This is a genomic window from Clostridium mediterraneense, assembly GCF_900091705.1.
GTDB classification, from domain to species: Bacteria; Bacillota; Clostridia; order Clostridiales; family Clostridiaceae; genus Sarcina; species Sarcina mediterraneense.
In genome coordinates this window covers 510,567-533,734 of the sequence record NZ_LT594785.1, presented here as the reverse complement: position 1 = coordinate 533,734, position 23,168 = coordinate 510,567, and the positions used below count along the sequence as shown (strand labels likewise).

At 29.9% G+C, this 23,168-nt stretch carries 23 protein-coding genes, 1 tRNA gene and 1 other annotated feature; of the genes, 3 read left to right on the top strand and 21 right to left on the bottom strand.

The window, feature by feature from the left end; all coding sequences use genetic code 11:
- Positions 1–29 precede the first annotated feature (29 nt).
- The 12 genes from rpmG to BN8917_RS04430 form a co-directional block, all read right to left on the bottom strand.
- Positions 30–179: a 50S ribosomal protein L33 gene (gene rpmG / locus BN8917_RS04485; protein WP_066871200.1), complete on the bottom strand. Its 150-nt coding sequence runs from the start codon at positions 177–179 to the stop codon at positions 30–32.
- A gap of 191 nt (positions 180–370) precedes the next feature.
- The gene (tuf, locus tag BN8917_RS04480; RefSeq protein ID WP_066871197.1) at positions 371–1,564 is read right to left on the bottom strand and encodes an elongation factor Tu; all 1,194 of its coding nucleotides are present in this window, start codon (positions 1,562–1,564) and stop codon (positions 371–373) included.
- 58 nt (positions 1,565–1,622) lie between these two features.
- A tRNA-Thr gene (locus BN8917_RS04475) sits at positions 1,623–1,698 on the bottom strand.
- Positions 1,699–1,779: 81 nt separating this feature from the next.
- Positions 1,780–2,430 carry an RNA polymerase sporulation sigma factor SigH gene (gene sigH, locus BN8917_RS04470; RefSeq protein WP_066871193.1) on the bottom strand — a complete coding sequence of 217 codons (651 nt, stop codon included), beginning with the start codon at positions 2,428–2,430 and terminating at the stop codon, positions 1,780–1,782.
- Between the two features lie 55 nt (positions 2,431–2,485).
- Complete coding sequence (locus tag BN8917_RS04465) at positions 2,486–3,010, bottom strand: NYN domain-containing protein (protein WP_066871190.1); 525 nt, start codon at positions 3,008–3,010, stop codon at positions 2,486–2,488.
- 17 nt (positions 3,011–3,027) lie between these two features.
- Complete coding sequence (rlmB, locus tag BN8917_RS04460; RefSeq protein ID WP_066871187.1) at positions 3,028–3,885, bottom strand: 23S rRNA (guanosine(2251)-2'-O)-methyltransferase RlmB; 858 nt, start codon at positions 3,883–3,885, stop codon at positions 3,028–3,030.
- Positions 3,886–4,061: 176 nt separating this feature from the next.
- Positions 4,062–4,892 (bottom strand): thymidylate synthase, encoded by an 831-nt coding sequence (gene thyA / locus BN8917_RS04455; RefSeq protein WP_066871184.1) that lies wholly within the window; start codon positions 4,890–4,892, stop codon positions 4,062–4,064.
- Between the two features lie 53 nt (positions 4,893–4,945).
- On the bottom strand, positions 4,946–5,356 hold the full coding sequence (locus BN8917_RS04450) for a Mini-ribonuclease 3 (protein WP_066871181.1): 411 nt from the start codon (positions 5,354–5,356) through the stop codon (positions 4,946–4,948).
- Positions 5,357–5,569: 213 nt separating this feature from the next.
- Positions 5,570–6,967, bottom strand: coding sequence for a cysteine--tRNA ligase (cysS, locus tag BN8917_RS04445; protein WP_066871178.1), 1,398 nt, complete (start codon positions 6,965–6,967; stop codon positions 5,570–5,572).
- 83 nt (positions 6,968–7,050) lie between these two features.
- Entirely contained in the window at positions 7,051–8,751 is a 1,701-nt protein-coding gene (locus tag BN8917_RS04440) for a proline--tRNA ligase (RefSeq protein ID WP_066871175.1), read from the bottom strand.
- Between the two features lie 54 nt (positions 8,752–8,805).
- Positions 8,806–8,986, bottom strand: a binding site (T-box leader).
- 59 nt (positions 8,987–9,045) lie between these two features.
- Positions 9,046–9,735, bottom strand: a complete 690-nt coding sequence (gene ispD / locus BN8917_RS04435; RefSeq protein WP_066871172.1) for a 2-C-methyl-D-erythritol 4-phosphate cytidylyltransferase — start codon at positions 9,733–9,735, stop codon at positions 9,046–9,048.
- Positions 9,736–9,742: 7 nt separating this feature from the next.
- Positions 9,743–10,855 carry a PIN/TRAM domain-containing protein gene (locus BN8917_RS04430; RefSeq protein WP_066871168.1) on the bottom strand — a complete coding sequence of 371 codons (1,113 nt, stop codon included), beginning with the start codon at positions 10,853–10,855 and terminating at the stop codon, positions 9,743–9,745.
- A gap of 293 nt (positions 10,856–11,148) precedes the next feature.
- Between BN8917_RS04430 and BN8917_RS04425 the strand changes: the two genes are divergently transcribed.
- Positions 11,149–11,544, top strand: a complete 396-nt coding sequence (locus BN8917_RS04425; protein WP_066871165.1) for a DUF1573 domain-containing protein — start codon at positions 11,149–11,151, stop codon at positions 11,542–11,544.
- 55 nt (positions 11,545–11,599) lie between these two features.
- Here the strand turns inward: BN8917_RS04425 and disA are convergent, their stop codons facing one another.
- From disA to BN8917_RS04405, 4 genes are all read right to left on the bottom strand, one after another.
- Positions 11,600–12,667, bottom strand: a complete 1,068-nt coding sequence (gene disA, locus BN8917_RS04420) for a DNA integrity scanning diadenylate cyclase DisA (protein WP_066871161.1) — start codon at positions 12,665–12,667, stop codon at positions 11,600–11,602.
- Between the two features lie 14 nt (positions 12,668–12,681).
- The gene (radA, locus tag BN8917_RS04415) at positions 12,682–14,055 is read right to left on the bottom strand and encodes a DNA repair protein RadA (RefSeq protein WP_066871157.1); all 1,374 of its coding nucleotides are present in this window, start codon (positions 14,053–14,055) and stop codon (positions 12,682–12,684) included.
- 187 nt (positions 14,056–14,242) lie between these two features.
- Complete coding sequence (gene nagB / locus BN8917_RS04410; protein ID WP_066871154.1) at positions 14,243–14,974, bottom strand: glucosamine-6-phosphate deaminase; 732 nt, start codon at positions 14,972–14,974, stop codon at positions 14,243–14,245.
- A gap of 2 nt (positions 14,975–14,976) precedes the next feature.
- Entirely contained in the window at positions 14,977–15,693 is a 717-nt protein-coding gene (locus tag BN8917_RS04405; RefSeq protein WP_066871150.1) for a GntR family transcriptional regulator, read from the bottom strand.
- Between the two features lie 167 nt (positions 15,694–15,860).
- On the opposite strand from BN8917_RS04405, the gene BN8917_RS14340 reads away from it, so the two are divergent.
- On the top strand, positions 15,861–16,025 hold the full coding sequence (locus tag BN8917_RS14340; protein WP_159426727.1) for a hypothetical protein: 165 nt from the start codon (positions 15,861–15,863) through the stop codon (positions 16,023–16,025).
- A 291-nt stretch (positions 16,026–16,316) separates the two neighbouring features.
- A complete protein-coding gene (locus BN8917_RS04400; protein ID WP_066871147.1) occupies positions 16,317–16,544 on the top strand; it encodes a glutaredoxin family protein in 228 nt (75 codons plus the stop codon).
- A 96-nt stretch (positions 16,545–16,640) separates the two neighbouring features.
- Here the strand turns inward: BN8917_RS04400 and BN8917_RS04395 are convergent, their stop codons facing one another.
- The 5 genes from BN8917_RS04395 to BN8917_RS04375 form a co-directional block, all read right to left on the bottom strand.
- Complete coding sequence (locus BN8917_RS04395; RefSeq protein ID WP_066871145.1) at positions 16,641–17,570, bottom strand: NAD(P)/FAD-dependent oxidoreductase; 930 nt, start codon at positions 17,568–17,570, stop codon at positions 16,641–16,643.
- Between the two features lie 194 nt (positions 17,571–17,764).
- Positions 17,765–19,207 carry an NADP-dependent glyceraldehyde-3-phosphate dehydrogenase gene (locus BN8917_RS04390; RefSeq protein WP_066871142.1) on the bottom strand — a complete coding sequence of 481 codons (1,443 nt, stop codon included), beginning with the start codon at positions 19,205–19,207 and terminating at the stop codon, positions 17,765–17,767.
- A 12-nt stretch (positions 19,208–19,219) separates the two neighbouring features.
- The gene (locus BN8917_RS04385) at positions 19,220–19,459 is read right to left on the bottom strand and encodes a glutaredoxin domain-containing protein (protein WP_066871139.1); all 240 of its coding nucleotides are present in this window, start codon (positions 19,457–19,459) and stop codon (positions 19,220–19,222) included.
- Between the two features lie 21 nt (positions 19,460–19,480).
- Positions 19,481–20,425, bottom strand: coding sequence for an NAD(P)/FAD-dependent oxidoreductase (locus BN8917_RS04380; RefSeq protein WP_066871136.1), 945 nt, complete (start codon positions 20,423–20,425; stop codon positions 19,481–19,483).
- 273 nt (positions 20,426–20,698) lie between these two features.
- The gene (locus BN8917_RS04375) at positions 20,699–23,155 is read right to left on the bottom strand and encodes an ATP-dependent Clp protease ATP-binding subunit (protein WP_066871131.1); all 2,457 of its coding nucleotides are present in this window, start codon (positions 23,153–23,155) and stop codon (positions 20,699–20,701) included.
- Positions 23,156–23,168 lie beyond the last annotated feature (13 nt).

Below are 23,168 nucleotides of genomic sequence, written 5' to 3'. Positions count from 1 at the left end.
CTATGAGTAATAATATAATTTATATTATATTACTTTGTTTCTCTATGAAGAGTATGTTTCTTACAGAATTTACAATATTTATTCATTTCAATTCTGTTTGGATTATTTTTCTTATTCTTCATTGAGCTGTAATTTCTTTGCTTGCATTCTGTGCATGCTAAAGTTACTTTTACTCTCACGTTCAGCACCTCCAGTTTTTCCTATATCTAAAGCAATTGCTTTGCTCTCTTTGACTTTATTGCATTAATAACACTATCATAAAACTGTATCTATGTCAACAAATCTCGACTATGTAAAGGACTAGGTTATTTAACCCAGTCCTATCCAATTTGAGATTTCAATAGTCTCATTTATTTACTCTTTTAATAGATTACTCTACTATTGAAGTAACAACTCCTGAACCTACTGTTCTTCCACCTTCTCTAATAGCGAATCTTAATCCTTCATCCATAGCTACTGGTGTGATTAATTCAACGTTCATATCGATGTGGTCTCCAGGCATAACCATTTCCATTCCTTCTGGTAATTTGATTGATCCTGTAACGTCTGTTGTTCTGAAGTAGAATTGTGGTCTGTATCCATCGAAGAATGGAGTATGTCTTCCACCTTCTTCTTTCTTAAGTACGTATACTTGACCTACGAACTTCTTGTGAGGGTTGATTGATCCTACTTTTGCAAGTACTTGACCTCTTTCGATTTCTGATCTTTGAACACCTCTTAATAATGCTCCAACGTTATCTCCAGCTTGTGCTTCGTCTAATAACTTTCTGAACATTTCGATTCCTGTTACAACTACTTTTCTGCTTTCTTCTGCTAATCCAACGATTTCTACTTCGTCTCCTACGTGAAGAACTCCTCTTTCAACTCTTCCTGTTGCAACTGTTCCTCTACCTGTGATTGTAAATACGTCTTCAACTGGCATTAAGAAATCTTTGTCTGTTGCTCTTTCTGGTGTTGGGATGTAGCTATCTACTGCTTCCATTAATTCTACGATTGGAGCTATTGAAGCTTCATCTGTTGGGTTTTCTAAAGCCTTTAATGCTGAACCCTTGATTACTGGTATATCGTCTCCTGGGAAGTTGTATTCGCTTAATAATTCTCTTACTTCCATTTCAACTAATTCTAATAATTCTTCATCGTCTACCATATCAGCCTTGTTTAAGAATACTACTATGTAGTCAACTCCAACTCTTGATGCTAATAAGATGTGTTCTCTTGTTTGAGGCATTGGACCATCTGCTGCTGAACATACTAAGATAGCTCCATCCATTTGTGCAGCCCCTGTAATCATGTTCTTAACATAGTCTGCGTGTCCTGGACAGTCAACGTGAGCATAGTGTCTGTTTTCTGTTTCATATTCAACGTGTGAACTGTTGATTGTGATTCCTCTTTCTTTTTCTTCTGGTGCCTTATCTATTTCATCATATCTGAAAGCTTCAGCTCCACCTTTGTGTGCTAAAACTGTTGTTATAGCAGCTGTTAATGTTGTTTTACCGTGGTCAACGTGACCGATTGTTCCAATATTTACGTGTGGTTTACTTCTTTCGAATTTTGCCTTTGACATCGTAATTCCTCCTTTAATTTAAATAAACTTTGCCTAGCGTTTCTATTTTACAATTTTTTGGAGCTCACGACCGGACTTGAACCGGCGACCTCCGCCTTACCAAGGCGACGCTCTACCGACTGAGCCACGTGAGCAACTTAGTGCTTTTTAATTTATTTCTATACTTTAAAAAGTTTACTACTAATCATTATCTTTGTCAATAATATTTCCTAAAACTATTTCTTATTTTTTTCGCTAAAAGATTTCTCTAATTTACGCTTAACTCTTTGTAATGCATTGTCTATGGATTTTGCCTCTCTATCTAGATCAGCAGCTATTTCTTGATAACTTTTACCATCTAAATATGAGTTCAATACTTCCATTTCTAAACTAGATAAAACTTTCTTAATTTGCTTCTCAATATCTGCTACTTCTTCTTGTCCTATAATAACAGCTTCTGGATCATTAATTTTAAGACCAACTATTACATCTAATAAAGTTCTTTCAGATTCATCTTCATAAATAGGTTTATTTAGAGAAACATATGTATTAAGAGGTATATGCTTTTGTCTTGTAGCTGTCTTTATAGCAGTTATTATCTGTCTGGTTATACAAAGTTCTGCAAATGCTTTAAATGAACTTTCTCTATCAATCTTAAAATCTCTTATAGCTTTATAAAGACCTATCATACCCTCTTGATATATGTCTTCTCTATCAGCCCCTATTAAAAAATAAGATTTAGCCTTCGCCCTAACAAATTGCTCATACTTATTTATTATTATTTCTTGAGCAATATTATTTCCAAGTTTAGCTTCTACAACTATCTCTTCTTCTGTTTTATCTAGAAGTTCTTTTTCTAGGACTCCAACATTACCTTTTATCTCCATATAATCCCCCCATTAAAACAAATAAGCTACAGATTAAATCTTAATAAAACATTTATTATAAATCACGTTTTCTAAAATCATCTAATCTTTTTGCTACATCTTCCTCAAGACTATCCATTAAAAGATTTCTATTAATAGCATAATTCCTTTTTGTTTTTTCTCTTATAGCTTCCTCTACCTTAATTACTTCATTATAAAACTCTAAAGAGGGCATTCTATTAGCTCCTCTTTGAAATATTGTTTGTTGTTCTAAATTATCTGAAGTTACAACTAAAACATCATATTTCTTACCTAGTTCATCTACTCTTCTTTCAATATATGAATCTGCTGTTTCTCCACCTTTAGTATAAACAATGCTAACACTTTTGTTTTTACCAACAAACTCTTCTTTTTCCTCACTATTTTTAACTCTATGAGCATCAAATACAATGAAGGACTTACAGTTTTTAAAAGATGAATAATTCTCTATTGTTTCTATTAATTTCTTTCTACTTGTTTCAAGTTCGCTATCATTTATAAGATTTTTTAAGTTTGGCCAACTATTTATTACATTATATGCATCTATAAAAACAATTTTCACAATTAATCACTCTATTTCTACTTTATTATTCTAGATTTTAGAACCTCATACATCATTATACCACCTGCAACTGAAGCATTTAAAGAATTTATTTTTCCAACCATAGGTATTTTAACTAACTTATCACATTTTTTAGCAGTAAGTTTAGACATACCTCTTCCTTCATTCCCTATAATTATCGCACATGCTCCAGAAAAGTTTACATCATAACTATATTCTTGACCTCTGATGTCAGCCCCATAAACCCATACTCCAGCTTCTTTTAACTTATCTATTTCAGCATTTAAATTTGTAACCTTAGCTATCTTCATATGTTCAATAGCTCCTGCTGCTGCTTTGTAAACTGTACCTGTTACTCCAACATTTCTTCTCTTTGGCATTATAATTCCATGAACTCCACAAAGTTCTGCTGTTCTAACTATTGACCCAAGATTATGTGGATCTTCTAATTCATCTAATATAATTATGAAAGGTTTTTCTCCTTTACTTTCAGCAAATTCTAAAATATCTTCTACTGAACTATAGTTGAAAGGTGTAATTTGAGCTATAACACCTTGGTGAGCTCCTGTTTCACTCATTGAATCTAATTTCTTTCTATCAACTTCTTTAACAACAATTCTCTTATCTTTTGCAAGTCCTAATATCTTATTTATTGATCCTTCTGATTTTCCATTTGAAACAAAAATTTGTTCTATTGTTGTTCTATCTGACTTAAGAAGTTCTATAACAGCATTTCTACCTTCAACTAAATCTTCTCTTCCCATTTCTGCTTCCATTCTAGCATTCTTTGCTTGGAATCTTTCTCTTCTTTCCATTTTCTCCATTTCTTTTTGATATCTTCTCATTTGTCTTGCTTTATTTTCTGACTTTGTCATCTTAATCCTCTTTTCTCTATTTATTTTTAATTAATTTATCCTCTAAATACTAACAGTTTATTATTATGACCCCTTAAAACTATTCTAAAATAAAAGTATTAAATTTAATTAGTATCACATTATATATATATCCTAAATCCTGATACTTTTTCAGAATAAAACTAAAAATTTATATTTTAGATAGCAACAGGTATCTTCTTTATCTGTTCACCACTTTGATAATTTTCTAATTGGAAATCATCAACAGTAAAATCGTAAAAATTCTTAACAGCTGGATTTATTATAAGTTTAGGTGCTGGATATGACTCCCTACTAATAAGCTCCTTAACTAAAGGTATATGTCTATCATATATATGTGCATCTGCAATAACATGTACAAGTTCACCAACCTCTAAACCACTTACTTGTGCTAACATATGTACAAGAATAGCATATTGAGCTACATTCCAGTTATTCGCTACTAAAATATCTTGTGATCTTTGATTTAATATAGCATTTAATTTATTGCCAGTAACATTAAAAGTCATACTATATGCACAAGGATATAAATTCATAGCATGTAAATCATCATGATTATACATATTAACTATAATTCTTCTACTATATGGATTGTGCTTTAAATCATATATAACTCTATCAATTTGATCAAATTCACCTTCACTGTATTTATGCTTACGTCCTATTTGATATCCATATGCTTTTCCTATTGAACCATCTTCATCAGCCCAACTATCCCAAATCTTACTGTTAAGGTCATTAACATTATTAGATTTCTTTTGCCATATCCAAAGCATTTCATCAATAGCTGCTTTTAAATTTGTTGGTCTAAGTGTTAATATAGGAAACTCCTCTGAAAGGTCATATCTATTTACTACACAGAATTTCTTGATAGTATGAGCTTCTGCACCATCAGTCCATCTAGCTCTTACAACCTCCCCTTCTGAAGATACTCCATTTTCAAGAATATCTTTACACATATCAATAAAAATCTTATCTGCTTTACTCAAACTAAAAAACCCCTCTCTTTAATCTCTTCTTTCATTAATCTTACTAAATAAAACTAATACTCTTTTACTGCTTTTTCTAATAATTCAATTACTCTCTCTTGTTGATTTGTTAGATATAAATAACCAATTAAAGCTTCCATTCCTGTTGCTGCTCTATAATCTCTAACATTTGCATTTTTAGGAACAGTCGCAGATTTTGTATTTCTTCCCCTTTTAAATATATACAACTCGTCTTCACTTAAAATAGGTTCTAAAATTTGCATTATATCACTTTGTCCTTTAGCTTTAACATACTTTATAGCTTTTGTATGTATTTTGTGTGCTGATAAACCTTGGTTTTCATTAAAAATATAATTTCTAATATAAACCTCATAAACTGCATCACCAATTAAAGCTAATTGAAGAGGATTAAACATTCTAGCCTCTTGCTTTGTGTATTCTTTAAATAACATATTTTCTATCATTATTACTCTCCTTAATAAAAATAGATTTTTCTCTTACTATTTCTATCTAAATTAAATTATATAAGTTAAACATAAATAACTCAACCAATATAAATTTTAAAGTTAAAAGTTATCCACAGCTTTCTCTTTAAAAAGTTATCCACAGAAAAAAACTACCTAAAATAGAAACTTACATCTATTCTAGGTAGTACTAATATATAATTTATAAAAATTCTAAAGTTTTTTCCATCTAACACCTTGTGATGTATCTTCTAAAACTATTCCTCTTGCTTTAAGCTCATCTCTTATTTCATCAGCTCTTGCAAAGTTTCTATCTTTTCTAGCTTGTTGTCTTTCTTCAATTAAAGCTTCTATCTCATCTTCAAGGCTAACCTTTGTTGATTTTTGAAGAATTCCAAGTGGTAATCCAAGCTCTCTTATTAAATCTAAAGCTTTACTTGCAAGTTCTTTTGAACTTTCACTTGTTACATTAGTATTTGTATCTTTTACTAAATCAAAAATAGCTGTTATAGCATCAGCTGTATTAAAGTCATCATCCATTTTTTGAATGTACTTTTGTCTATACTTATCTAAACTTTCTAAATATGTCTTTTCATTTTCATCCATAGATTCTTTTGTTGTTTCATCCATTATATTTTCAAGGTTTGAAACTGCATTATATAATCTTTCTATTGATGATTTAGCTGATTCTAATAAATCTACACTAAAGTTAAGTTGTTGTCTATAGTGTGCTGATAACATTAAGAATCTTATTACATCTGCATCATATTGCTCTAATGTTTCTCTTGCTGTTTTAAAGTTATTAAGTGACTTAGACATCTTTTGATTATTTACATTAACAAAAGCTGAATGTAACCAATAGTTAGCAAAAGGTTTACCTGTTAATGATTCACTTTGTGCAATTTCATTTTCATGGTGAGGGAATGCAAGATCTGATCCTCCAGCATGAATATCAATTGTATCACCTAAAAGTTTTTTTGCCATGCATGAGCATTCAATATGCCAACCTGGTCTACCTTCTCCCCATGGACTTTCCCATGCTGGTTCACCTGGTTTTTTACTCTTCCAAACAGCAAAATCTAATGGATCTTTCTTTCTTTCATCAACATTTATTCTAGCACCTGATTGAAGTTCATCTATATTTTGACCTGATAATTTACCATAGCCTTCAAATGATTTAGTTGAGAAATATACATCTCCATCAACTTCATATGCATATCCTTTTTCTATTAAACCTTCAACGAATTCAATAATTTCATTCATAAATTCTGTTGCTCTTGGATTAACTGTAGCTCTTTCTATGTTTAAACCATCTGCATCTTTATAATACTCTTCTATATATTTATCTCCAAGTTCCTTTACTGTGCAGCCTTCATCATTAGCTTTATTAATCATCTTATCATCTATATCTGTAAAGTTTTGAATAAAGTTAACTTTATATCCTTTATACTCAAGATATCTTCTTATTGTATCAAAAACTATAAAAGTTCTTCCATTCCCTATATGAAAGAAGTTATAGACAGTAGGTCCACAAACATACATTTTAACCTCACCAGGAACTATAGTCTTAAATTCTTCTTTTCTATTATTAAGAGTGTTATATACCTTCATAATTTACCTCCTTATTAATTTTATCTATAGTAAGAAAGAAGCCTAAGGCTCTTTCTTACTATAATATACTATAATAATGAATATTATTTGTTGAATTCATCATTTATTTTTATATAAATTTCATCTAATTTAACTACTTCTGCTTCAGCTGCAGTTCTTAGCTTAAATTCAACTTCACCTTCTGTTATTCCTCTACCAACTGTAATTCTCATTGGAATTCCTAAAAGTTCAGCATCTTTAAATTTAACTCCTGCTCTTTCATTTCTATCATCTAAAAGAACATCAAATCTCATTTTCTTAAGCTTTTCATACATTTCTGTTGCAGCAGTCATTTGTTCTTCATTCTTAGCATTAACAGGAACTACTACTATTTGATATGGTGCAACTTCCATTGGCCATACTATTCCATTTTCATCATTATGTTGTTCAATTATTGAAGCAAGTGTTCTTGTAACACCTATTCCATAACATCCCATTAAAAATGGTTTTGCTTTTCCATTTTCATCTATAAAGTTTGCTCCCATAGCTTCTGAATACTTTGTTCCAAGCTTAAATATATGACCTACTTCTGTACCTCTAGCTATTGTAAGAACTCCATTAGCACAAACTGGACATTTTTCTCCTTCAACTACATTTCTAAAGTCACCTACTGTTCCTTCAAAATCTCTTCCGTAGTTAACATTCTTTAAGTGATATCCTGTTTCATTAGCTCCTACAACAAAGTTGTACATATTAGCAACTTCTTCATCAACTAAAAGTTTATCAACTTTAATTCCAACTGGACCTGCAAATCCTGGTTCTGCACTTGTAGCAGTTCTTACTAAACTATCACTAGCCATTTGTATTTCTAAAGCTCCACCAATAGCATTAGCTACCTTAGTTTCATTTACTTCTCTATCTCCTCTTACTAAAACAGCTACTGTATTTTCGTCAGCTTTTAAAATAATTGTCTTAACAACATCCTTTGTTGAAACATTTAAAGAAGCTGAAACTTCTTCTATTGTTTTTTCAGTAGGAGTAGCTATCTTTTCAATTTCTAACATATCAACTTTTTCAGCTTTTTCTGGTGTTGTTTTAGCTTTTTCCATGTTAGCAGCATAATCACAAGCTGTACAGAATGCTATATCATCTTCTCCAACTTCTGATTTAACCATGAACTCTGCTGAATTTGAACCACCAATTGCACCCGAATCAGCTTCAACACATTTAGCATCAAGTCCACATCTATTAAATATATTTACATATGCATTATGCATCTTATTAAATGCTATATCTAATCCTTCTTGATCTACATCAAAGCTATAAGCATCTTTCATTATAAATTCTCTTGATCTCATAACTCCGAATCTTGGTCTTCTTTCATCTCTATACTTTGTTTGTATTTGATATAAATTTAATGGTAATTGCTTATATGACTTAACTGTATTTCTAACTATATCAGTAAATACTTCTTCATGTGTTGGTCCAAGACAGAATTCTCTACTATTTCTATCTGTTAATCTAAACATTTCTGCTCCATAAGCATCCCATCTACCTGATTCTTTCCAAAGTTCTGAAGGAATTATTGCTGAACATAACAGTTCTTCTGCTCCTGCATTATTCATTTCTTCTCTAATAATCTCTTCAACTTTCTTTAAAGCTTTTAAACCAAATGGCATATAATTATATATACCAGCAGCACTTTTTCTCATAAGTCCTGCTCTTAGCATTAATTTGTGACTTTCAATTTCAGCTTCTGCTGGAACTTCTCTTAAAGTAGAGATTAACATGTTTGACATTTTCATTTTTAAAAACCCTCCTAAAACTTTTAATTAATAAAAAAACTCACCCTAATATATAATTAGGGCGAGTTGTATTCTCGCGGTACCACCTAAATTTGTACTCTAATCATGATAACGGTATAAAAACCGATAGTTTTGCTACACTCCGAAGTAGGTTCAAAACTAAGTTGAAAATCTTACAGCCAAGGATTCTCTCTCTGAATTTTATGTTTCTACTAGTCTTCATCAACGTTTTGCAATATTAAATTCTAACTTTTAAATATTATATATGTTTAATCTATTCATGTCAATAAGCCGCTATGACAGCTTCTGTTCTTTTACAAACGCTTTTGCTAATATTAAATCTTCTTTTGTTGTAATCTTTATATTCTTATAGTCACCTTCATAAAGATATACATTATGACCATATTGCTCAACAACCATAGTATCATCTGTTACTATTTTTTTCTCTCTCTTAACATTCTCATGACATTCTTTGATTAAAGAATATTTAAAACATTGAGGTGTTTGAACAGCAACTAATCTCTCCCTTATAGGTGTATCCTTAGAAAATGAATCTTTATCTTTCACCTTTATTGTATCCTTAGGCATAACTCCTGGAGCAGCAGCTCCATATTCTTTAGCATATCTTATACCATTTTTAATAATCTCATTTGTTACAAAAGCTCTAGCTCCATCATGTATTAAAACTATATCAGCATCTTCAACTGATCTTAATGCATTATACACTGAATCCTGTCTTTCTGCTCCACCCTCAATTATTCTGCTTATATTAAAATTGAATCTATTTTGGATATTAAATTTAAAATAATCTATTTCATCTTTTGGAAGAACTAAAATTATTTCATCAATCTCCTCTACCTCTTCAAATTTCTTAATAGTATAATATATTACTGGTTTATCATCTATTTCTATAAACTGCTTACTAACAGGTGCTCCCATTCTTTTTCCTTTACCACCTGCTAATATAATGGCTATAGTTTTCATATTTTAACTAATCCTTCTTCTTTGCAAAAATCATTCTTCCAGCTGCTGTTTGTAGAACTGAAGTGACATCTACAGTAATTTCTTCACCCATAAACTTTCTTCCGCCTTCAACAACTATCATTGTACCATCATCTAAATACGCAACACCTTGTCCTGATTCCTTACCATCTTTAACAATTGTTATTCTCATTTCTTCACCTGGAAGAACTACTGGTTTAATTGCATTTGCAAGTTCATTGATATTAAGAACAGGAACTCCTTGAACTTCTGCAACTTTATTAAGGTTATAATCATTTGTTAAAACTTTACCATCAAGTTTTTGTGAAAGTTTTAATAGCTTACTATCAACTTCTTGAATATCTGGGAAATCCCCCTCCCAAATTTCAACTTCCATATCTAATTCTTTTTGAATCTTATTAAGTATATCAAGCCCTCTTCTACCTCTTACTCTCTTTAGAGAATCTGAACAATCTGATACATGTCTTAATTCATCTAAAACAAAACTAGGTATTACAAGAGTACCTTCAATAAATCCTGTTTTACATAAGTCAAATATTCTACCATCTATAATAACAGATGTATCTAAAACCTTTGGTGATTTATTTTTTGAAGTTTTAGTTTTCTTATCTTTAGATGAGCTCTTCTTAATTGTTTGGAAGAAACTCACTATTTCATTTCTTCTCTTAACAGATAAATTAACACCTATCACAACAGCTATTATATCCGCAAATATATAAATTATGTTTCCTATAAGAGCACCAACTGTATTACTTACATCATCAAGTAAACTCTTTATAGGTAAACATACTAAAGATGCGATTATTAGTCCACTTATTGCACCAATGGCCCCAAATATAATTTCACTTCCACTAAGTTTTACAACACTTTTTTCAATTGTATCTACTAACTTAGAAATTGCTTTATAAAAGTACGGGGAAATAAAAAAGAATATGATTCCAAAAAATAAAGAAATTATAGTGTAACAAAGTACTTTTACTGTTAAATGTGCAAAGTATGCATTTTCTGTTATATATGAGGTTTTTAATGCTAAATCTGATATAACTGTTCCTAAAAGAACACCTAGCACTGTAAATAAACCTCTAAAAACTTTTTTTATCATAGCTACCACCTCCTATTTTAATTATTAACATGAACAACATATATAATTCATCAATCTGATAGTATTTTCAGTTTGCATGAAATAATTATAACACATGTATCATAATTAGTGTTACCCTAAAAATTAAGACAATCTTACTTTTACTTAAAGTCTAATTCATTAAAATTAGTTAATACCCCCTATGAATTAATAAATATTTGTTTTATATTATACTCAAGTTACAAGTTAGTTTAATAAACAAAACAACCTTAAAATAGGCACTACATTATTCTTAAATAAGGAGTTGAATTTTAATGAAAGATATAATTTTTGATGATTTCCAAAACGCTGTAGCAGGCTCATTACTTCGTCATAAAAGTATTTTAGATATATTAAGTAAATATCAAGATTCTCAATCTAGAGCAACTAGAGCAATTTGTAAAGCTGTAACTTCTTGTGGTTGTATTGAAATTAATGCGTCTAAGCAGTGCTTAAATAATGGTGATGATATATTAGAATTAAAAAAATGCTTAGATTCTCATGTCACAGGAAAGCTTTGTGATAACTGTCGTGAAGTTGTTGAACGTGAACTTGGCAATAATATATTTTATTTAGTTTCTCTTTGTGAAACTCTAGATATAAATTTCTTTGATATTCTTATTAAAGAAAATGAGAAAATTAAAACTTTAGGTGAATTTACTTTTAGATAATATAAAAGGTGTTATGTAGTCTGTTTAGTTTTTCCCTACATAACACCTTTTATTCTTATAAATTAGTTTTATTTAAAGATACTTGTTCTTGTATTCTTCTAAGTCCATTTCTTAAAATTCTAGCTCTTGCTTCACCAATACCATCTACTTGATCTAATTCTTCAGCTGATGCTTCTAATATTTTCTTTAAGCTCTTAAAATGAGTAACTAAATTTTCAATTACTGCTGAAGGTATTCTTGGTACTTTATTAGTAATTCTATACCCTCTAGGAGATACTAAGCTTTCTGTAAGTCCTTTACCTGTATGTCCTAAAACCTTAGCTATTTGTTCTAAATCTATAAGTTCCTCTGAACTTAACTTTTGTAAATCCTTATAGATATTTTCATAATTCAACTTTTCATTAGCATAATCTCTTATAAGAAGAATCCCATCTTGTTCTACATAATTAACAAGTTCATTAAGTTGCATAGATATAAGTCTACCTTCATTTCCAAGTTCTATTATATAGCCCTCAACCTCTTGAACTATTCTCATAACCATTTCCGTTCTTTGAATAGCTGTTGTTACATCAAATAATGTTGCAAGATCTTGAAACTCTAAAATATTTAAATTATTTATAACCCTATCTAAAACTGTTATATACCTTTCTAATGTTTGGACAGCCTGATTAGCCTTAGATAATATAACACTACTTTCTCTTAAAACATATTTAATATCACCTTTATAAACAGAAATCATATTTCTTCTTTGCGATATAGCTATTGATATGCATCCTGTTTGCTTAGCTACTCTTTGTGCTGTTCTATGTCTTGTTCCTGTTTCATAAGTTGCTATTGTTGAATTAGGCATTAACTGTGCATTAGCAAATAAAATTCTCTTTAAATCTGAACTAACAATAAGTGCACCATCCATTTTTGCTAATTCATATATATATGCTGGTGAGTATTGTGAATTAATTGTAAACCCACCATCAACTAACTCTAAAACATCATCACTATCACTAAGAACTATTAGTCCTCCTGTTTTAGCTCTTAAAATATTTTCAAGCCCTTCCCTAAGTGGAGTACCAGGACTTATCATTTTTAATATCTTTTTAAGTTCACTATTCTTTTCTATTCTCATACACTTCACCTATTTTATTTGTAAATCTTTGATATAGCTTCTCTTAATGTGCTTACACCAATAATATTCATCTTAGTTTTCCCTTTTACCTTTTCAAGATTTCTATAAGGTATAACAACATTAACAAACCCCATTTTTTCTGCTTCATTTAAAATTCTATCACAATTAGATATAGGTCTTATTTCTCCTGTAAGTCCAACTTCTCCTAAAACAAGAAGTTTTTCATAAGATGTAGTAACTCCTCTATTAGAAGAAAATAATGATAATGCAATTCCTAAATCCCCAGTTGTACCTTCTATTGAAAGTCCTCCAACTATATTTAGATAAACATCACAATTATAAAAAGGAACTTTTAATTTTTTTTCTAAAACAGCAAGCATAAGGCTAAGTCTTGTATTTTCAAATCCTATAGCTGTTCTTCTTGGCATAACAGCCTTAGTTTCACTTACAAGAGATTGAACCTCAACAAGAATAGGTCTTGTTCCTTCCATAACTCCTATAACAACAGAACCTTCCTGTCCAAAACTTGTATCCTCAAGAAACATTCTTGATGGATCATATATTTGCATTAGTCCTTCTTCTCTCATTTCAAAAACACCAATTTCAGAAGTAGTTCCAAATCTATTTTTCATAGTTCTAAGAATTCTAAAGTCTTCTGTTCTTTCACCTTCAAAAGATAAAACAGTATCAACCATATGTTCTAAAACTCTAGGCCCTGCTAAATCACCTTGCTTAGTAACATGAGCTACAATAAATAAAGGAATATTTTTTCCTTTAGCAATTCTCATCATAACATTTGAACATTCCTTAACTTGAGAAACACTTCCTGGTGCAGAGCTTATGCCTTCTTTATAAACTGTTTGTATAGAGTCTATTATTACAAATACAGGATTAAGCTCATTTATATAAGCCTCTATAACATCTAAATTAGTTTCTGATACTATATATAAGTCATTTGCTGTAACTCCTAATCTATCTCCCCTAATTTTAATCTGCTCTTCAGATTCTTCCCCTGATATATATAAGACCTTTCCATATTTCTTACACATATTATTAGCTGTTTGTAAAAGTAGTGTTGATTTTCCTATTCCAGGTGCTCCTGAAATAAGAGTTAATGAACCTCTAACAAGTCCACCACCTAAAACCCTATTTAATTCTAATATTTCTGTATCATATCTTTCTTTTTCACCGGATTTAATTTCATTTAACTTTCTTAAAGAAGAAAGTTTTTCGCTTATATTAACTAAGGATTTTTTACTTTTTTCTGGTGATTCTTTTATTTCTTCAACCATTGTATTCCATTTTCCACAACTAGAACATCTGCCCATCCATTTTAGTGATTCAAAGCCACATTCTTGACAATGGAAAGTGGTTTTTATCTTAGCCATATTATATCAACTCCATATTTGATATTTTCATTAATTAAACTAATATTATAATAACATATAACTATAATACAATAACAATTTATTTGTAAATATCAATAAATTTAGTTAAAAATAATTAACTTTTTAATTTAAGGTAATATTTAAACAAAATAAAAGGATGTCATATATAGACATCCTTTTTTTTAAACTACTTAGCTAATTTAGCAGCTGCTGCTTCATCAACTATTATAGTAACATCTCTATGCATTTGTAACATTGATGCTGGACAATCTGTTGTGATTTTTCCATTCATCATAGCTTCTACAGCATCAGCCTTTCCTTCTCCACTTGCTATAAGTAATATTCTCTTAGCTTGCATGATTCCACCAAGTCCCATTGTTACAGCTGTCTTTGGAACTTCATCTGCTGATTCAAAGAATCTTGAGTTAGCATCTATTGTATCTTGTGTTAAACCTGTTAAATGAGTTCCTACTACTAAGTGATTATCTGGTTCATTAAAAGCAATGTGTCCATTTCCACCAAGTCCTAATAATTGAAGGTCTATTCCACCAAGTTCTTTAATTCTTTCATCATATTTCTTACATTCTTCTTCAATATTTTCAGCTAGACCACTTGGAACGAATGTCTTATCCTTATTAACATTTATGTGATTGAAAAGATTTGTATTCATAAAGTATCTATAACTTTGTTCATGATCCCCAGCAAGTCCAACATATTCATCTAAGTTTACTGTTGTAACTTTTGAGAAATCAACCTTTCCAGCTTTGTTCATTTCTATTAATTCTTTGTACATTCCAACTGGTGTTCCACCTGTTGCAAGTCCTAAAATAGCTTCTGGCTTTTCATTAACTAATTCAGCCATGAATTCAGCTGCCTTCTTACTCATTTCTTCATAATTTTTAACTATTAATACTTTCATTTTTACATCCCTCTCTTCTTAGAAATATTTATTTCTAAAGTGTACTTGTCTGATCTGTAAACTGCAGACTCTATAAATAAAAGTCTACGCGAATAATTATACACTTTATTATCGATTTTTAACAGAGGTAAATCTACATTAATTTCAAAAAGTTTTCTATATTCTTCATTACATAAGATTGAATTAATAGTAGACTCCGAATGACTAACCCCTTGATTAATACTCTCTAAAAACTTATAAATAGAGTTCTTTAGTTCTTCTCTAGTCAAAGTTTTGCCCAAACTATATGGCATATATATAACCTCATTTGCAATAACTTCATTATCAACAACTCTATTTCTATTTATAAAAAATAACTTATCTTCATTAAATATAGACTTTAATTCTTTTGGGGTATTTATAATTTTAAAATCTAGAATTACATTCTCAAGCTTTTTATCAGCTTCTTTAATTATTTCAGAAAAACTCATTATATTCTTCTGAGTAAATTTACTATCAGATACAAATGTTCCTTTTCCTTTTCTTTTAATAAGTATTCCCTCTTGAACTAATTCAGCAAGAGCTTGTCTTATTGTCATCCTACTAATTCCATAAATCTCTGATAGCTCTCTTTCACTTGATATACATTCACCTTGTTTCCAAATACCAGCTTCAATTTGAGATGATAATATCATTTTTAATTGAATATATGCTGGAACTAGACTCCCCTTATCTATCATAAATTACCCTCCTAATAAAAATTATACTTTTTTACTAGCTAACATGTCTAGACCAGTTAACTTTTATTAACAAATTCTTAACTCAATAAAAAGATACTATTTAAAATAAGTGAATATTTTATCTACTTTATATAGATAATAAAAATAAAGCCCAAGGAGTCAGTAACATGGATATACAAATTAATTTTTTTAAAGACACTAAAATTAATAAAAACCCTTTACGTTGTAAAAACAATATATCTATTTCAAGTATTTTTGATTATAATTCTACTGATATAATAAGTAATTTTATACTTAATGAATACTTAGAGAAAAAATCTCCATCAAAATAACAAAATTCAATATTATAATATATTTAAAGATACATTTCATCATATGTATTTTTCAATACTCATATGATGAATAAATATATAAAATAAATGATTAATAAGAAAATTTCAGGATTCGTAAAATTTACATTAACTATAGAAACAATGAAAACAAAAATACTTATTAAATGTTTTATATATTCTTAGAATCTTACTTGTAGATTTTAACAAATCTGCTATAGACAAAGTTTTAAACTTATAATATAAATATAGTTATAAGAATATAATATAAATATAAAATATGAGGTGATTATAATGATAAAAGTATATAGTACACCAATATGCCCATGGTGTGATAAAGCAAAACAATATTTAAAGAAAATGGATGTAGACTTCACAGAATACAATGTTCAAGAAGATTTACAAGCAAGAGAAGAAATGGTTTCTAAGAGTAAGCAAATGGGAGTTCCTGTTTTAGATATCAACGGAACAATAATTGTTGGATTTGATAAAGAAGCTATAAACGAAGCTTTAAATAACTAATAAAAAAGCCATTTATATTTAAATGGCTTTTTTCTATGTAATAAATTAACTAAAATAAAAACTGTGGATAACTTTTTGAAAAGTTATCCACAGTTTTTATTTTAATGATTCTAAGTATTTAGTAGCTGACAAAGCTGCTATTGTTGCATCTGCAACCGAACTTGATATATTTCTAAAGCATTTTTCTACAACATCACCAGCTGCAAAAACTCCCTCAACATTTGTTCTCATTAACTCATCAACTATTATATATTCATCAGCACTTAAATCTAAATATTTTTTTACATCAAAAACTTTAGGTTTCTTTCCCATATAAGCAAATAACCCATCAAGTTTTAATTTTCTCTCTTTATTTTCTAATATATTCTTTATATAAATACCTTCTAATTTTGTTGATCCATATGCGTCTAATAATTCTGTATTATATAATATTTTTATTTTTTTATTTTCGCTTACTTCCTTAAGTAAATTTCTTTTACCCTTAAGAATATCTGCTTTTCTTATAACATAAACCTTTTTAGCTGTTTGTGCTAAATATAAAGCTTCCTCTAAAGCAAAGTCCCCTTCACCAACTGTTGCAACTACCTTATCTCTATATTTTTCAAGTTCAATTAGTGCACTATAATGTATTCCATTTCCACTAAAAGTAGATTCACTTTTTATAGGAATTTTAATAATATCAACTCCTGTAGTTACAATAACAGTTTTTGCAATATAAATTTCATTTTCAGTCTCAATGATTTTATTATCATCAGTTAAAAATATCTTTTCAATATTATTATAATTAGCAAATTCCCCCCCATCCAGACTAATTTGTTTTTTCATAACATCTAAAATTTCTGGACTTGGTAAAGATATAAATGTAGGACAGTTTCCTAACTCTTCTTCTAATTCTTCTTTATCTTCTATATAATTTTTTTCTAAGACAATAGTTTTTACATTTGCCCTCATAGTATATGTAGCTGCTGTTATTCCAGCAACTCCACCACCTAAAATAAGAACATCAGTATTTACCTTGCTCTTCATAACTATAGCCTCCCTAATCTTAAGTTATTCATAATCTCTCTAATATAACATATTATAAAAAATTTGTTAAGAAAAAATGAATTTTTAGAAAAAAACAATTTTTTTTAATTGTTTTTTTATTTCTTTTAAATAAAAAAATATACTTACAGATAAAAAAAGAGGTTATCTTCTAGATAACCTCTTTTAAACATATATTATTCTATTATATTAACAACAGTTGCCTTAGGTCTTGACATAGCTTCGATTGAATATCTAATACCTTGTGTTCCCATACCTGATGACTTAACTCCTAAGAATGGGAAATGGTCTGGACCTCTTTCTGTCTTATTATTCACTTGAACTGTTCCTACTTCTAATCTCTTAGCAATGTAGAATGCTTCATTTATATCTTGAGTAAATACTGATGATTGTAATCCGTATTCTGATTGGTTAGCTATATCGATAGCTTCTTCTCTACTCTTAACTCTTATTATTGGTAAAACAGGTCCGAATGGTTCTTCCCAAGCAAGATCCATATCTGTTGTTACATTATCATAAAGAGTTGGGTAGATTAAGTTTCCTTCTCTTTGTCCACCAATTACAAGCTTAGCTCCTTTTGCTTCTGCATCTTTCATTAATGATTCAACAAAATCTGCTGCTTTTGAATCTATTAATGGAACTACTGCTGCATCTTCAACTTCTAATGGGTTTCCAACTTTTAATGCCTTAATCTTTTCTGTAACTTTTGCTACAAGTTCATCTGCTACGCTTTCCATGACAAGAACTCTCTTAACAGCTGTACATCTTTGTCCTGAATATGAGAATGCTCCTGCAACTATATTCTTTGCTGTTAATTCTAAATCTGCATCTTCTAATACGATAGCAGCATCTTTTCCACCAAGCTCCATTAGAAGTGGTGTCATTTCTGTTATCTTAGAAATTCTTCTACCAACTTGTGTACTTCCTGTGAAATTAACAAAGTCAACTGCTTCATGAGTTACACAGTAGTCTCCGATTACGCTACCTCTACCTGTTATAGTATTTATAACTCCAGCTGGTACTCCTGCATCTTTAAATACTTCAGCAAGGAATAATCCACTTAAAGCACCTTGGCTAGCTGGCTTGAATACTACTGAGTTTCCTGCCATTAAAGCTGGACCTATTTTTGATGCTGCTAAGTTAACTGGATAGTTAAATGGTGAAATTGCAAGTACAACTCCTAAAGGTTCTCTACTTACGAAAGAAATCTTTCTCTTATTAAATCCTGGGAAACTATCTGAAGGAATACTTTGTCCTTCAATTGATTTTGCAGCATCTGCTGTAAATCTTAAGAAATCAGCTGTTCTTGTAACTTCTGATAATGAACTTTTCTTGTCTTTAGCAATTTCCATTACTAAAATCTTTGCAAGTTCTTCTTTTCTTTCCATTAATATATCTGCTGCTTTATATAATATTTCTGCTCTTTCAGCTATTGTTGTTTCCGCCCAGTACTTTTGTGATTTTTTAGCTGAATCCATTATTAAATCAACATCTTCTTGACTTAATGCTTGAACTGACCCAACTACTGAACCATCTACTGGTGATTTTACTTCTAAAATATCATTAGTTTTTGCTTCGTAGAATTCTCCGTCTACGATATTTTTCATTAATCTACTCATGGTAAACCTCCTTTAGTTTAATTGTAAAGTTTTTAATGCTTCATCTATTTCCGCTTTCTCAAACCCTACAATTACTTTATCATCTATTGTTAAAACTGGAACAGATCTTTGACCTGAGACTCTTAAAACTTCATCTCTAGCTTCTTTTTCATCTGCTACTGTTACTACCTCATATTCTACACCTAATTTTGTTAAATATTTTTTTAACTTATTGCATGGTGCACACCATTCTACTGAATAAACCTTTACCATTCTATATAACACCCCATAATACTAATTTAATTCTGTTTTTTTACTTTCAATATACTCTGCTGCATCAAGTGCTGCTATTGTCCCATCTGAAACAGCTGTTGTAATTTGTCTAAACTCAGTATTTGTAACATCTCCTATTGCATAAACGCCTTCAATATTTGTTCTCTTACGTTTATCAACTTCAATGTATCCATACTCATTTACCTTTACTTGCTCTTTAACAAACTCTGTTCTAGGAGTTCTTCCTATTGAAGAGAATATTGCTTGAAGTTCAAGCTCTTTTTCTTCCCCTGTTTTTACATTTTTTATTAATGCTCTATTTACTAAATTTTCTCCTTCTACATCCACAAGATCCCAGTTATAAAGAACTTCTATCTTATCATTTGATAACATTCTTTCTATAACTGATTTCTCACCATGGAAGAAGTCTTTTCTTCTTATAACGTATACTTTTTTTGCAAGTGTTGATAAGTATAAGGCTTCTTTCTGTGCAGAATTACCTCCACCTACTATTCCAACAACTTCATCTTTATACATAGCTCCATCACATACTGCACAATAATGAACTCCTTTTCCTGAGAACTTTTGTTCATTACTTATTGGTAATAATGTTGGACCTGCACCAGTTGCAATTACTACAACTTTAGGCTTGTATATAAAATCTTCAGTTTCAACTATCTTTTCATCATCTTTAAGATCCATGCTTATAATAGAATCAAATTCTTCTATTTCTGCTCCTGCATCTTCTGCTTGCTCTTGCATTCTAGTAGCAAGTTCTTCTCCAGTTATTGTTTTAAATCCTGGATAATTTTCAATTGCATAAGTTGTCTTTACTTGACCACCTATATATTTATCTTCTAATACTAATACACTTATATTTGCTCTTGCTGCATAAATTGCTGCTGCAAGACCTGCTGGTCCTGAACCAACCACTATCATATCTATATCTTTTACTTGCTTAGACATGCTAAACCTCCTTTGCAAATAAATTAAACTCTAACTCTAACTCTATAATTTAATTTAATTCCAATCCTAATCCAATATACCCCCCAAGGGTATGTCTTGATATTATTATATCACTTTTCTAGCAAAATGCAACAACTTTTTAATAAAATATTTACATAAATAAAAAACCCTCGTTTATAGACTTTCTTAAAACAAGGGCTATAATACATCCAATTATTATTTTCTATTAGATTTTATGCTAATCTATAATAGTATTGTCAGTATTTCCAAAGTTTAAATTCTTTTTTTAAAGTTAAGTTTACCATCTTCAACAATAACATCTATAGAATCTCCACTTTTTATATTTTTAAGTAAAATTTCTTCACTAAGTTTATCTTCTAAATATTTAGTTATAACTCTTTTTAAAGGTCTTGCTCCATACTTTAGATCAGTTCCTTTGCTTACTAGGAACTTTTTACTTTCATCACTAAAATGTAAATGAATTTCTCTATTTCTAAGTTTCTTCTTAGTTTCTTTAAGCATTAAATCTACTATATCTAAAAGATCTTTCTCTAATAACGAACGGAATACAATTATATCATCTATTCTATTTAAAAATTCTGGCTTAAAACTTTTCTTAAGTTCTCCCATTATTTTATTTTTCATCTCTTGATATTCATCATCATTTTTATCATCTTCTATAGAGAATCCAACTCTTGATTGCTTATTAATAGTATGAGCTCCTAAATTTGAAGTCATAATTATAATAGTATTAGCAAAACTAACTACTCTTCCTTTAGAATCTGTAAGTCTACCATCCTCTAACATTTGAAGGAGTATATTAAATACATCTGGATGCGCTTTTTCTAATTCATCTAGAAGAATTACTGAATATGGATTTCTTCTAACTTTCTCTGTTAATTGCCCACCATCTTCATATCCAACATACCCTGGGGGGGATCCTATAAGCTTTGAAACATCTTGTTTTTCCATATATTCAGACATATCTACTCTAATCATATGACTTTCATCCCCAAAAAGGTTACTCGCTAAAGCCTTGCTAAGTTCTGTTTTCCCAACTCCAGTAGGACCTAAGAATATAAATGAACCTGCTGGTCTTTTTTCATCTTTTAATCCAACCCTAGATCTTCTAACAGCCTTTGATATAGCTTCTATGGCTTCTTTTTGTCCTATTACTTTCTTTGATAAGCTATCCTCAAGATTTAAAAGCTTATCTGCTTCTTTTTGAGTAAGCTTTTCAACCGGTATTTTAGTCCACCTAGCTACTATACTAGCAATATCATTTACATCAACTATTTCTTTAACACTATTTTTCTTTAACTTCCACTCTTCTGTTAGACTACCTAATTTTATTCTTAAATTTTTTTCTTCATCCCTAAAGCTTGCTGCCTTCTCAAATTCCTGATTTAAAATTGCTCTATCTTTTTTATTAGTTAAACTAGCAAGTTCTTCTTCAACTTCTTTTAAATATGCTGGTGTTTTAAGACTTTCTATTTTTACTCTTGAAGAGCCTTCATCTATAAGGTCAATAGCTTTATCTGGTAAATACCTATCATTTATATATTTTACTGATAACTCAACCGCTGCTTCTAATGCCTCTTCAGTAATATGAACTTCATGATGGTTTTCATAATTTTCTTTTAAACCTTTTAATATTAAAAGGCTATCCTCTTTACTTGGTTCTCCAACAATAACAGGTTGAAACCTTCTTTCTAAAGCTGTATCTTTTTCTATATGTCTTCTATATTCATCAATAGTAGTAGCTCCTATACATTGAATCTCGCCTCTTGCTAAGGCAGGCTTTAAAATATTTGATGCATCTATTGCTCCTTCTGCCCCACCAGCCCCTACTATAGTATGAATTTCATCAATAAATAAAATTACATCTGGATTCTTTTTTACTTCTTTTATAACATTTTTAAGTCTATCCTCAAACTCTCCTCTATATTTAGCTCCAGCAACCATAGAAGTTAAATCTAAAGAAATTATTGTTTTATTCTTTAAAATTTCTGGAATACTACCATCTATTATTCTTTGTGCTAGCCCTTCTGCTATAGCAGTTTTTCCAACTCCAGGCTCACCAATAAGACAAGGATTATTCTTAGTTCTTCTACAAAGAATTTCTAAAACTCTCTGTGTTTCATCTTCTCTTCCAATAACAGGATCTAATTTATTATCCATAGCCATACCTGTTAAATCAACACCATGCTTTAAAAGAACAGGAATTTCTTTTTTATCTTTTTCTCTTCTCTTTCTCTCATCTATCTTATTCTTATTATCTACTATTGTATACTCAGTACCCATATAATCTTTCAAGTCTTTTTTAAGCTTTATTAAATTAGCATCTAGGTTATTAAGTATTGTATACGCTACGCCTTCTTTATCTTTTATAAGAGTTAATAATATATGCTCAGCTGAAGAATACTGATAGCCAACTTTCTTTGCTTCAAGGATGCTTTCTTCAAGTATTCTTTTAGTTCTAGGTGTTAAAGGACTATCTAACATATTATAGTCAATATCTCCAACTCCTATATAATTTTTAATAAGATTATATACATCTTCAGTAGTTATTCCTATATTAAATAAAAGCTGCCCAGCTTTACATTCAGTATTAAGAATACCAAGCAAAATATGCTCTGTTCCTACATAGCCATGTTTTAATTCCTTAGAAACATTTTTTGCTTCTTCTATTACACACCTCGCCTCTTCTGTAAACCTATCAAAAAACATAAAATTTAAATTC